Genomic DNA, 12,185 nt, shown 5'->3' on the forward strand with positions numbered 1-12,185 from the left:
CGAACCCGGTATGCGCCGATCAGTCGCCCTGTTGGGCCTGCCCCTGATGATGATCGTGGCCGGGTGTGCCCCGGTGGGCACCGAGCCGGACGAGTCCGGTGCCGCGTCCGGCCCCTCGGGCGGCCCGGAGGACCGACAGGGGGCGTTCACGCAGCGGGCGGCGGCAGTGGCGCAGGCGTGGCAGCCCGACGACGCCTGGACCACGCGCTACGTACCCCTGCAGGAACCCACCGTGCTCGTCGGCGAACCCGACTTCACCCCGCAGACCAAGACCGCCTTCCAGGCCGGGTGGTACCGCGCCACTGTCGACCTGCCCGACCGCAGGCCGGCCGAGGGGACCGTACGCTTCCCGGACGGGACGGCGCGGGTGCCACTGGTCAGCGCGGCGCAGGCGTACCGCGACCTGCGCCAGGGCGACCCCGGGGCCTGCCCCGGGCCGACGGAGCCCGCCATCCCACCGGCGCCCGCGCCGGGTGGTGGGCCGGACGGCGCGGTCGGTAGCCGGCCGCAGGGTGACTGCGTCGCGCTCACCGTCACCAAGGTCGAACTGGGCACCGCGCCGGTGCACACCACCCGGGGAGCGGCGCAGGTACCGGCCTGGCTGTTCACCGTGCCGGAGATCGGCGCGGTGGTGGCCCGGGTCGCGGTCGCGCCCGAGGCGGTCGCCACCCCGCCCGCGCCGGTGCCGCCGTCCGACACGCCCGAACCGGGCCTGGTGGGCGCGCAGGACATTGAGGCGGTCGAGGGGACGACGCTGCGCTACCGGCTCGGGGTGGGCAGCTGCGACACCGAGATCACTCCGCTGGTCTTCGAACAGGATCACGTGATCGTGGTCGGCGGCACGATCGTGCCGCCGACCGGCGGCTGCGACGAGATGCTCAACCTGCACCCGGCCGAGGTGACGCTGAAGGCCCCGGTGGGCGCGCGCCCCGTCCTGGACGTGCTCAGCGGTTCCCCGCTCCGCGTCGTCGCCGGCTGAGATGTAAGGAGGGGTCCCCTGCTATGCACGAGGCGTTAGTAGGGGACCCCTCCTTTCACAAGATCGGGGGGATGTCGGTGCGGATGGGGACGGGCAGCACGGTCGGACCGTCGGCGCGCAGCGCGGTGCCGAGGGCCTCGCCGAGGCCGTCCGGGGTGTCAACCACGGCGGCGGCGCAGCCGTAGCCGCGCGCGATCGCGGCGATGTCCAGTCCGGGCAGGTCCAGTCCGGGTACGCCGGGCGTCTGCTTGAGGTCGGCGAACGCCTTGAGGATGGCGTACTGCTGGTTCACCGGCACCACCACGGCCAGCGGCAGCCGCAACTGGGCGGCGGTCCACAGCGCCTGTACCGAGTAGTGGAACGAGCCGTCGCCGATCACGGCGACCACCGGCCGGTGTCGGCCGGTGTCGCGTTGCGCCAGTGCGATGCCGACCGCCGCCGGCAGCCCGTAGCCGAGCCCGCCGCTGGCCATGGTGAAGTACGACCCGGGTCGGGTGAACCGCAGCCGCCGCCGCAGCGCGGCCAGGTTCGACGGGGACTCCTGCACCAGCACCCCGTCCTCGGGCCAGTGTGCGGCCAGCGCGGCGAAGAGGGCGTCGGCGCTGAGCGGGACGCCGTCCGCCACCGCCGGGGACTCGGCGCGGGCCGGCGGCGCGGGGCGGTCGGCGGGCGGCACCCGGTCGGCCAACGCGGCGAGGGCGAGCCCGGCGTCGCCGAGCAGGCTGTCACCGACCGGGGCCCGGGCCGCCTCCTCCGGGTCGTCGGTGACGTGCAGCAGGCGTACGCCGTCGGGCAGCGTCTCGCCCGGCACGTGCGGGTAGTAGCGGAACACCGGGGCGCCGACCACCAGCACCGTGTCGTGGCCGCGGAGGCGCTCGGCCAGCGGGGCGATCGCGAAGGGCAGGACACCCTGGAAGTACGGGTGGTCCTCGGGGAAGGCGGTCCGTTCCGGTGCGGGCGCGGTCCAGACCGGGGCGGCCAGCCGCTCGGCCAGGGCGACCGCGTGCTCCCACGCCCCGGCGCGGTCCACTGCGGCGCCGAGCACGATCGCCGGTGACCGGCTGCCGGCCAACGCCGTGGCGAACTCGGCGAGCCGGTTCGGGTCGGGAGCGAACCGGGTGGCCACCGTGCGGGCCTGTGGCGGCGGGTCCGCGGGCTGGGCCCAGTCGTCCAGCGGCAGGGAGAGGAAGACCGGCCCGGCGGGCGGCTGGACGGCGGTGGCGTACGCGCGCATCAGAGCCGCCGGTACGTCCTGCGCGCGGACCGGTTCGTGGGCCCACTTGACGTACGGCTGGGGCAGCTCGGTGGGGTGCCGGGCGGCGAGCCGGGGTTCGAGCAGCAGCATCTCGCGGGTCTGCTGGCCGGCGGTGACGATCAGCGGGGTGCGGTTGTGCCAGGCGGTGACGATGTTGCCCATGGCGTTGCCGGTGCCCGGCGCGGTGTGCAGGTTGACGTGGGCGGGGCCGCCGGTGGCCTGTGCGTACCCGTCGGCCATGCCCACCGCCGACGCCTCCTGCAGGGCCAGCACGTAGTGGAAGTCGGCGGGGAAGTCCTGGAGGAAGGGCTCCTCGGTGGAGCCGGGATTACCGAAGACGGTGGTCATGCCGAGGGCGCGGAGCAGCTCGTAGGTGGTGTCCCGGACCGTTGCCATCGTCTTCGAATCTATCCGGGCGACCTGGTTGTCCAGGGCTTTTCGCATCTGCTCGGCGGCCCGTTCCGCTCGCCGACCCGGCTGTCGGCCCGGTTTCGCCGCAACCGGTCGGCACCGGTGTCGATCACCCGACGATCAGACCTTCGCGACCGCCGTGGACGCAGGCTATGGTGCCAGGCATGGCAAAGACAGCGGGGATGGTGCCGATCGGGACCACCGTCCCGATGTGTGATCGCTTCCGCCGTCCGGTACACGGTTGACGGGTGCGGTGATGCAGGGAGAGGGGCAGGCGATCGGCGGACGGGCGACGGAGTCGATGGCGGGCAAGCTGATGGTGGCGACGCCGGCGCTGAAGGACCCGAACTTCGACCGCACAGTCGTGTTGCTGGTCGCGCACGAACCCGGCGGCGCGCTCGGCGTGGTGCTCAACCGGGCGACCGAGGTGGCGGTGGCCGACGTGCTGCGCGACTGGGGCGACCTGGCCCGCCATCCGGCGGTGTTGTTCGAGGGTGGCCCGGTGCAGCCCGACTCGGCGATCTGCCTCGCCCGGATGCGGCAGCCGGTCCGTCGGCTCAAGGGCTTCCACCAGGTCTCCGGAGCGGTCGGCACCCTCGACCTCTCGGTCGACCCGCAGCGGCTGCGGGAGAGCGTGGAGAGCATCCGGGTCTTCGCCGGATACGCGGGCTGGGGCGCGGGACAGTTGGAGCAGGAGATCGAGGACGGCTCCTGGTTCGTGCTGGACGCGCTGCCCGGCGACGCGTTCGTCGACCGCCCAGACGACCTGTGGCCGATGGTGCTGCGACGGCAGGGCGGCATGATGGCCGCGGTCGCGCACTTCCCGCCGGACGTGGCACTGAACTGAGGGCCGCAACGCCGTCTCGCGGGGGACCCCCGCGAGATGACCATGCCGCCGAGCGTGTGTATAGTTCTCCCAGTGCCCGGGCGACCGGGTGCGACAGCAAGGGGCCGTGGCGCAGCTGGTAGCGCACCACACTGGCAGTGTGGGGGTCAGGGGTTCGAGTCCCCTCGGCTCCACCTTGTGTTTGTTCGGGTGAATCGGCATCAGCTATCAGCTGGTGCCGATTTTTGTGGTCACGGCCGTCGTCGCGCGGTGCCCTGTGCCGCGTTGCGGCGGCCAGTGTGTGAAAACGCCCGGTCGTGACGCTCCACCCCGCCGGCCCTCGACGGATGGCGGCAACCGGCTTCGACGCGGTCCCGGCGGGGGTGGACCCGTAGAAGGAACTGATGTGAGTCAATGTAAGATTTCATCGATGTGACGTGACGGGTCGCTGGTGACCCATCGGGGCAACGCCGCCTCCACGGACGAAACCCACGATGGGCAGGGAGACAGCGAATGAGCGAACATCGTGAGGGACGGCTGCGGAGGCGATGGCGGCGGGCGACCCGGACCACCGTCGCGGCAGCGGCCTCTGTCGGGATCACCGTGCTGGCCGTCGGGTTGACGGCGGGTGTGGCGACAGCGGGCGTCGGCTCTGCAGACGGGGGCGCACCGACCGTCTCGGTCGCCGCTGCCGCGCCGGTGTCCCGGGTCGCCACAGGCGATCTGCACACCTGTGCCATCCGCTCCGACGGAGCGCTCTGGTGCTGGGGCAACAACTTCTACGGCCAGCTCGGCGACGGGACCAACACGCAACGGACCGCACCGGTCCGCATCGGCGACGCCACTACCTGGGCGAGCATCGACGCCAGCATCAACACCACCTGCGCGGTGCGCACGGAGGGAACGCTGTGGTGCTGGGGCAGCAACCACAACGGGCAACTCGGCGACGGGACGACCACGAAACGGAACAGCCCCGTCCGAGTCGGCGACGGCACCGCCTGGGTCGGAGTCAGTGCCGCCACCAATCACACCTGCGCCGTTCAGGCCACCGGCACCCTGTGGTGCTGGGGCGAGAACCGCCACGGGCAGCTCGGCACCGGTCTGACCCCCTATCTGGCGACCGCCCCGGTGCAGGTCGGCACGGCGACCACCTGGGCGAGCGTCACGACCGGGTACGCGCACACCTGCGCCACCCGCACCGACCGGACCCTGTGGTGCTGGGGCAGCAGCTCGGACGGGCAGCTCGGTATCGGCATCCGGGAGTACCGGGCGACGCCGACACAGGTGGGTACCGCGACCATGTGGGCCGGCGTGACGGCCGGGTACGTGCACACCTGCGCGGTGCGCACCGACGGGACGCTGTGGTGCTGGGGCGAGAACGGGTACGGCCAGGTGGGCGGCGGCGTCGGCTCCCAGTTGACCCCTCTTCAGGTGGGCACCACCACCACCTGGGCGCGGGTCGAGGCGAGCATCGACTCGTCGTGCGCCACACGCACCGACGGCAGCCTGTGGTGCTGGGGCAAGAACTCGTCCGGGCAGCTCGGCGACGGCACGACCACCCACCGATCGACCCCGACCCGGGTCGGTAGCGTCACCACCTGGACGGACAACCTCGCCGCGTCCTACCACGCGTGCGCGATGCGCACCGATGACAGCCTGTGGTGCTGGGGCGACAACTCGTTCGGGCAGGTCGGCGACGGCACCACCATCCAGCGGTCGACCCCGGTGCAGGTGGCCCTGGCGGGCTGAGCACCGACGCCCGCCACGCGCTCCGTGCCCAGCAGGTCCCGGTCGACCGGGTGTTGCTGATCGGCGGCGCGGCCCAGTCCCGCGCCGTGCGGGCGGTCGCGCCGGCGTTGTTCGGCGCGCCGGTGAGCGTGCCGCGCCCTGCCGAGTACGTGGCGCGCGGCGCGTCGCGGCAGGCGGCCTGGGCGTTGTCCGGCGGCCCCGAGCCGCCGCCGTGGCCGGTAGAGGCAGAGGAGACCACCACCGCCGGCACCCCCGAGGTGTACGAGCGGTACGTCGACGTCCGCCAACGGCGTGACACCGACGGTGCGCGGCGACGGGCGGTGGGGCAGAGCTGCCGGTGCGTCCGTTGGCGCACCGGCCGTGGCCGCGGCGACGATGTTCGCGGAAACTGTTATCTCGTCCCGGCCCTGCCGTCTCCTGTGGGGAGGCATCGGCCGGATGTCTCGTCCGCCCGGAGTGCGGTGGCGGTGCGATCACGTGGAGGAGTGGCGGGTATGCGGGTCGGAGACCGGGGTGGCGCGGACGCGAGTCTGGTGATCGCCGCCCGCGCCGGCGAACCACAGGCGCTCGACGCCCTGCTCGCGGCCTCCCTGCCGCTGGTTTACAACGTGGTCGGCCGGGCGTTGCGCGGGCACGCCGACGTCGACGACGTGGTCCAGGAGACGTTGCTGCGCGTCGTGCGGTACCTGACCGAGTTGCGGGACCCGACCGCCTACCGGTCGTGGCTGATCGCCATCGCGGTCCGCCAGGTCCGTGATCGCGAACAACGGCGCCGTACCGCGCAGGAGCACACCTCGGACCTCGACGTCGCGTACGGCGTGCCGGATCCGGCGGCGGACTTCGCCGGCCTGACGATCCTCCGGCTCGGCCTGACCGACCAACGGCGGGAGGTCGCCGAGGCGACCCGCTGGCTGGACCCCGACGACCAGACCTTGCTGGCGCTCTGGTGGCTGGAGTCGACCGGAGACCTGGACCGCACCGAGCTGGCCGCCGCCCTCGGCCTCACCCCGGCCCACGCGGCGGTGCGGGTACAGCGGATGAAGGAGCAGTTGGAGGCGGCCCGGAGCGTGGTCCACGCGCTGCGGACCGCCGACTGCGCCGGGATGCAGGAGCTGACCCGGGGCTGGGACGGCACGCCCCACCCGCTGTGGCGCAAGCGCCTGGCCCGCCACGTCCGCGAGTGCGGCCGGTGCGGCGGCTCCGGCGGCGAGATGTTCCCGATCGACCGGCTGCTCGCCGGGCTCCCGCTGCTGCCCGTCCCGCCCGGCGTCGCCGAGGGCGTGCTGACCCACCTGCCACTGTCGCCCACCCTCATCCCGAACGTCGCGCCGGTCACCCCACGGGCCGGCGCGGTGAGCCCCCACGCCCCGACCCCGGACCCGACGGTCGAGGCGTTCGGGCGCACCGCCGTCGTGCAGACCGGCGGCGGTGCGCCCGGGGGTGTGCATGCGGCCCGCCCACGCGGGCTGGCCAGCCTGCTGCCGGCCGGGTCGGCCAAGGTCGCCGGGCCGGTTGCCGCCGCCGTCGCGGTGGTCGTCCTCGCGGTCGGTGCCATCGCGGTCGCGCAGCGGACCGGTCCCACGCCGGCACCGGCGGCACCACCGCCACCGGTGGCGGCACCGGCGTTCGAGGCGTCCTCGCCGCCGGCCTCCCCGGATGCGCCCGGCACGCCGTCCGCGACACCCACCACCCCGGCCGCCGGCACGTCGCCGTCGGCGAGCCCGTCGTCCCGTCCGACACCCACGGCGGTACGCCCGGCCGCGCCACCGCCCGCCGCCACCTCGACGAAGAAGGGCGTCGGCGTCTGGACCTTCGACGGGGTCGACGGGGCGCTGGCCGACTCCGGGGCGAGTTGGTACTACACCTGGAACGTCGCGCACCCGGGGGTCACCACCCCGCGCGGCAGCGAGTTCGTGCCGATGATCTGGGGCGCGGACAGCGTGACCGCCGCCAACCTGCGGCAGGCCCGGCAGAACGGGAAGTACCTGCTCGGGTTCAACGAGCCGGACCTGAACGGCCAGGCGAACATGAGCGTGGAACGGGCGCTGGACCTGTGGCCGCAGTTGGAGGCGACCGGCCTGCCGCTGGGCAGCCCGGCGGTGGCCTGGGGCGGGGACCGGCCGGGGGAGTGGCTCGACCGCTTCATGGCCGGTGTCAAGGAACGCGGCCTGCGGGTCGACTTCATCGCCCTGCACTGGTACGGCGGTGACTTCCGCACCGCCAACGCGGTGAGCCAGCTCCGCTCCTACCTGCAGGCGGTGCACGACCGGTACGGGCTGCCGATCTGGCTCACCGAGTTCGCGCTGATCGACTTCTCGAACGGGGTGCGCTTCCCGACCCAGGCGCAGCAGGCGGCGTTCCTCACCGAGGCGACCCGGATGTTGCGTGGACTGCCCTGGCTGCACCGGTACGCCTGGTTCGGGCTGCCCGCCAGCGACAAGGACCAGACCGGCCTGTTCCGTCCCGGCGGCCAGACCACCGAGGTTGGGCGCGCCTTCCGGGCCGCCCGCTGACCGCACCGGCCGTGCCCGAGGTCAACGGGGTTCAGCGCAGGACGATGTCGAGGGTGGTGACCGCGCCGGCCGTGACGGTGGCGGTCTGCGGTTCACTCGTCCGCTCGCCGGTGTCCACGACGATCTCGTACCGGCCGGGCGGGAGGCGCCACTCGTACCGCCCGGTGTCGCCGGTGAGGACGCCGATCTCGGGGATCGCCGGTGCCGGGTCGTCGAGCGACTCGACCAGTACGGCTGCGCCCTGCACGGGATCACCGGTGGCGGTGGCGGCGGTGCCGGTCACGATGCCGGTGGTGTCGCTCCGGGGTGAAGGTGGTGACGACCCGTCGTCCGAAACCGACCGGTCGCCGTGCCACGCCAGCAGGCCGGCCCCGATCAGCAACGGCGCGGCCACCAGCAGTGCGAGCGCCCCGAGGCGCCCCCTGGTCATGCCGGAACCCCGTTTCGCTCGCACATAACTGCTCCCTCGCTCGCAGTGACGGACAGTTACTGGGACGTGCCGGAGTGGCCAGCGGTTCCGTGGGGTGGGGGCAGTTCACCCCCACCCCACGTCCGATTCCGGTCAGCCGTTTCGCCAGGCGATCAGGTTGTTGGCGACGGACTCGGTGATTCTGGTCCCGTGGTTGTTGGTCGAGTGCGGTGCGGAGCCGTGCACGCCGTACGCGTGGATGGCCATCACGCACTCGCCGGCGCAGAACGAGCTGCCGGCCGGGCGGGTCTGGTAGACCGGGCTGCCGCTCTGGCAGCCGAAGGTGTCGTTCTGGTAGAAGACCTGCCGGTCGTGGGTGACCTGGATGGTCTGCCCGGCGTGCCGCCACTGCTGTCCGAAGGTCTTGTCGCACGGGTAGCCGCTGACCGTGCTGGCGGTGCCGGTCAACGTGGCGCTCTGCCACCAGAAGCCGAACCAGCCGGTGGTGTTGCCGGCGGCGCAGTTGAGCCGGATCGCACCGTAGTCGTTGGTCTCACTGCCGTCCTGGGTCCAGCCGGTGACCGAGAGCAGTTGGGTCGCGGTGCAGGTGCCGTACGGCGTCGAGGCCCCGTTGCGGCCGGGGATGATCTGGAAGTCGCCGCGCGGGTAGAAGCCGTTGCCGCCGCCGCCGTTGGACCCGCCACCCGGGTGGACGCAGTGCCCGGCGGTGGCCACGATGCTGGGCCCGTACAGCCAGCCGGTGCAACCCCAGGTGGAGCCGCCGGTGGTCCGGACGATCTGCACGATCGCCCGGGACGGGAAGACCGTGGTCGGGTCGACGCGGACCCGGTTGTCGGTGCCGATCACGCTGAACACGCCGGCCGAAGCGCCGCCCGCCTTCAGCGCCTGACCGCCGGTGTCGAACCGGAGCCCGCCGGGCCGGACCGCGCCGCTGCCGGCGGCGCCGGTGACGCCGCCGCCCCGGGAGCCGTCGATGCCGCGCTGCACGCTGGCGGAGAGAGCGGAACTGGGTACGGAGCCGGAGTCGGCGACGGCGCCGTGCGCGCCGGACCGGGCGGTGGTGGTCGGCGCCGCGGTGGCCGGCGCGGCGGCGACCACCGACGCCAGCACGGCGGCCAGGCCGACGGCGAGCATGATTCGCAGTCGGGCGGTGATGGACGGTGTGCGGGTCACGTGGGCCCTCCTCATCGAACGGTGACGCTGTCGATGGGGAAGCTATATCGGCCCGGATGATCCAGACTCGTCTCTGTCTGTCCGTCGACACCGCTACGTTCAGTTTCGGACAGATGGCACACCGTGTCGGCGTGTCGGGTGACGCGCCGACACGGTGTGTCGTCGAGGTCGGGCGCTACCGGGTCGGGGTGCCCGCCGGTTCCAGGTCCTGAACGTGCGGCGGCGACGGGTTCCGGCCGGTGGGCATCGGGTAGAGCAGGTGCAGCAGCGGCCCGGCCATCGCGGTCGTCACCAGCGCCATCACGACCATCGACGAGTAGAGCTGGCCGTCGAGCATGCCGAGTTCCAGGCCGACGGCGAGGATGATCAGCTCGGTCAGGCCGCGCGTGTTCATCAGGACAGCGAGTGCGCTCGCCGGGCGCGGGGCCACCCCGCCGAGGCGGGCGGCGGCGAAGGCGCCGACGAACTTGCCGCCCACCGCGACCGCCAGGATGAGCCCCAGCTCGATCACGTCGCCCACGTCCATGGTGGACAGGTCGACCTTCAGCCCGGCGACCACGAAGAAGATCGGCAGCAGCAACATGCTGTTCAGGTGCGTGATGCGGTCGCTGACCTGGGCGGTCACGCCCTGCTCGGGCAGCACGGAGCGGGGCATCACCACGCCGAACAGGAACGCGCCGAAGATGAAGTGCAGCCCGATCCAGTCGGTGAACGCCGCCGACAGCAGCAGCCCGACCAGCGTGATCACCAGCGCCGCCGGGCGGGGTGGGCCACCCTCGGTGCGCTCGGCCAGCAGCCGACGCAGCAGTGGCCGGACGACCAGGAACATCGCCAGCACGTACGGCACGAACAGCAGTACCCAGACGGATCCGGCACCGGCCCCAGCGACCGCGACCACGACGGCGAGCAGCGTCCAGGCGAGCACGTCGTCGATGGCGGCGCAGGCCAGCGCCACGCTGCCCAGCCAGGTGCGGCTCAGGCCCCGGTCGATCAGGATGCGGGCCAGCACCGGGAACGCGGTCACCGACATGGCCGCACCCATGAACAGCACGAAGCCCAGCTTGCTGTCGGTGGGGTGCCGGGGGAACAGATAGAGGGCGAGCAGCGCGCCGAGACCGAACGGCACGGCGATCGAGCCGGCGGCGACCGTGCCGGCCACCATCCGGCGTCCCCGCAGCAGACCGGCGTTCAGCTCGGCCCCCACGGTGAACATGAACAACACGACGCCGATCGTCGCCAGGACGGTCAGGAACGGTCGGATGTCGGTCGGGAAGAGGGTGTCGGAGATGAGGCCGTTGAACAGCGTCGGGCCGAGCAGGATGCCCACCACGACCTCGCCGATGACGGGAGGTTGCCGCAATCGCCGGGCCACCGCGCCCGCCCCGAAGGCGAGCAGCGAGATCAGTGCCAACGCGAGGAGGAGTGTCGGGACCTGATGCGAAGACATGGGCGTCTGTCTCCTGGTGAGAACGGTGGGTTGCCGGCCGCCGAGGAACGCAGGTCCGGGCCGGGTGGTGCGCGGTGCCTAGCGGTCCGACATCGGGGTCGTGACCGGCTTGGCGGTGGCGGCCAGGACGTCACCGGCCGCCTGTACCTCGCCGGCCTGCACCTCGGTGGGCGGCACGTCGCCGGGCTGCTCGCCGGGGCCGGTGGGCTGCTCGGGCCGGGTGACCAGGTAGACGGCGGAGACGGTGACGGCGGCGGCCACGATGCCCAGCAGCAGCCGGTAGTCGAGCAGGGCGATGAGGGCCGCGCCGACGGCGATCGACAGGGTCTGCGGCACGGTCACCGCGAACTCGAAAGCCGCCGACGCGCGGCCGAGCAGGTGCTCCGGCGTACGGCGTTGCAGGGCGGTGGTGGCGCCGACGACGAGCCACGGGACGCAGAGGCCGAGCAGGGCCATCGCGGCGATCACCAGTGGCGTCATCTGGATCATCAGCAGCATGCTGGAGACGGCGACCATCGACAGACCGATGATCACCGTCATGCTCTCGCTGGTCCGGCGCAGGACCGCGCCGGCGGAAACCCCGCCGATGATGGTCCCGACCGCCTGCGCCGCACCGAGGACGCCGAGGAACGTCGGCTCGCGGTCCAGCCCGGCGGTGACCACGGCCAGTCCGATCGCCTCGAAGAAGCCGAGCACGAGCATGGCCAGTCCACAGGAGATGACGAGCTGGCGCAGCGTCACGGTGCGGCCGATGAAGCGCAGGCCGGCGGTGAGCTCGGTGCGCCAGGGCTCACCGGACGGCACCGGTTTGGTCTCTTCCACCTTGATCGCCAGCAGGGCTCCGGCGGCCAGGACGAACAGCGCCGCGTCGATGAGGATGACCGCCTCCGGGCCGAGCCAGGCGAACAGGCCCGCGCCGACCACCGGCGCGAAGACCCGGATCAGGCCACGGACCGACTGGATCAGCCCGTTGGCGTCGCCCAGCAGGTCCTTGGGGATGAGGGACGGCAGCAGGGCGAGCTGTGCCGGACCGGTCACGCTGCCCAGCGCGCCGTAGGTGAACATCACCACGTAGACGAGCCAGACGTGATGAGCACCGCCGACCAGGAGCAGTAGCAGGACGACGGCGGCGAGGGCGAGGTTCGCGCCGATGAGCAGCGGGCGGCGGCGTACCCGGTCGGAGAGCAGCCCGGCGGCGGGCAGGAGAAGGCTGCCGGCGGCGAAGGAGAACATCACCAGGGCGGCGGCCGAGGTGCTTCCACTTATCGTCTTGACCCAGATCGTCATGGCCAGGAACAGCGCGAAGTCGCCGAGGTTCGACGCCGTGTCCGCCAATAGGTAAAGCCGCATCCGTCGCGTGGCAAGAATCCGTGACATGTCCTTCTCCTTGATAAAGGGCGCC

The 12,185-nt window shown here is 72.7% G+C and carries 9 protein-coding genes, 1 tRNA gene and 1 pseudogene; 6 read left to right on the plus strand and 5 right to left on the minus strand.

Going from position 1 to position 12,185, the window contains the following annotated elements:
* Positions 1 to 10: 10 nt before the first annotated feature.
* A complete protein-coding gene (locus ACZ31C_RS23370) occupies positions 11 to 979 on the plus strand; it encodes a hypothetical protein (RefSeq protein ID WP_465797072.1) in 969 nt (322 codons plus the stop codon).
* A gap of 55 nt (positions 980 to 1,034) precedes the next feature.
* Here the strand turns inward: ACZ31C_RS23370 and mdlC are convergent, their stop codons facing one another.
* Positions 1,035 to 2,630, minus strand: coding sequence for a benzoylformate decarboxylase (gene mdlC / locus ACZ31C_RS23375; protein WP_465797073.1), 1,596 nt, complete (start codon positions 2,628 to 2,630; stop codon positions 1,035 to 1,037).
* A gap of 271 nt (positions 2,631 to 2,901) precedes the next feature.
* On the opposite strand from mdlC, the gene ACZ31C_RS23380 reads away from it, so the two are divergent.
* The 5 genes and pseudogenes from ACZ31C_RS23380 to ACZ31C_RS23400 all read left to right on the plus strand — a co-directional run bounded on the left by ACZ31C_RS23380 (position 2,902) and on the right by ACZ31C_RS23400 (position 7,733).
* On the plus strand, positions 2,902 to 3,492 hold the full coding sequence (locus ACZ31C_RS23380) for a YqgE/AlgH family protein (protein WP_131053527.1): 591 nt from the start codon (positions 2,902 to 2,904) through the stop codon (positions 3,490 to 3,492).
* Between the two features lie 100 nt (positions 3,493 to 3,592).
* Positions 3,593 to 3,665, plus strand: a tRNA-Ala gene (locus ACZ31C_RS23385).
* 319 nt (positions 3,666 to 3,984) lie between these two features.
* Positions 3,985 to 5,220 (plus strand): RCC1 domain-containing protein, encoded by a 1,236-nt coding sequence (locus tag ACZ31C_RS23390; RefSeq protein ID WP_465797074.1) that lies wholly within the window; start codon positions 3,985 to 3,987, stop codon positions 5,218 to 5,220.
* Positions 5,133 to 5,396 (plus strand): annotated as a pseudogene (locus ACZ31C_RS23395) (FGGY-family carbohydrate kinase); the annotation flags it as partial. The gene ACZ31C_RS23390 and the pseudogene ACZ31C_RS23395, both read left to right, overlap by 88 nt.
* Positions 5,397 to 5,714: 318 nt before the next feature.
* Positions 5,715 to 7,733 (plus strand): sigma-70 family RNA polymerase sigma factor, encoded by a 2,019-nt coding sequence (locus tag ACZ31C_RS23400; protein WP_465797214.1) that lies wholly within the window; start codon positions 5,715 to 5,717, stop codon positions 7,731 to 7,733.
* Positions 7,734 to 7,764: 31 nt separating this feature from the next.
* Here the strand turns inward: ACZ31C_RS23400 and ACZ31C_RS23405 are convergent, their stop codons facing one another.
* The 4 genes from ACZ31C_RS23405 to ACZ31C_RS23420 all read right to left on the minus strand — a co-directional run bounded on the left by ACZ31C_RS23405 (position 7,765) and on the right by ACZ31C_RS23420 (position 12,160).
* Positions 7,765 to 8,163 (minus strand): carboxypeptidase-like regulatory domain-containing protein, encoded by a 399-nt coding sequence (locus tag ACZ31C_RS23405; RefSeq protein WP_465797075.1) that lies wholly within the window; start codon positions 8,161 to 8,163, stop codon positions 7,765 to 7,767.
* Between the two features lie 132 nt (positions 8,164 to 8,295).
* Positions 8,296 to 9,336, minus strand: coding sequence for a trypsin-like serine peptidase (locus tag ACZ31C_RS23410; protein ID WP_465797076.1), 1,041 nt, complete (start codon positions 9,334 to 9,336; stop codon positions 8,296 to 8,298).
* A gap of 175 nt (positions 9,337 to 9,511) precedes the next feature.
* Positions 9,512 to 10,783: a cation:proton antiporter gene (locus ACZ31C_RS23415; RefSeq protein ID WP_465797077.1), complete on the minus strand. Its 1,272-nt coding sequence runs from the start codon at positions 10,781 to 10,783 to the stop codon at positions 9,512 to 9,514.
* A gap of 78 nt (positions 10,784 to 10,861) precedes the next feature.
* Complete coding sequence (locus ACZ31C_RS23420) at positions 10,862 to 12,160, minus strand: MFS transporter (RefSeq protein ID WP_465797078.1); 1,299 nt, start codon at positions 12,158 to 12,160, stop codon at positions 10,862 to 10,864.
* Between the last annotated feature and the right edge of the window lie 25 nt (positions 12,161 to 12,185).

It is taken from the genome of Micromonospora sp. NPDC023869, from assembly GCF_055559695.1.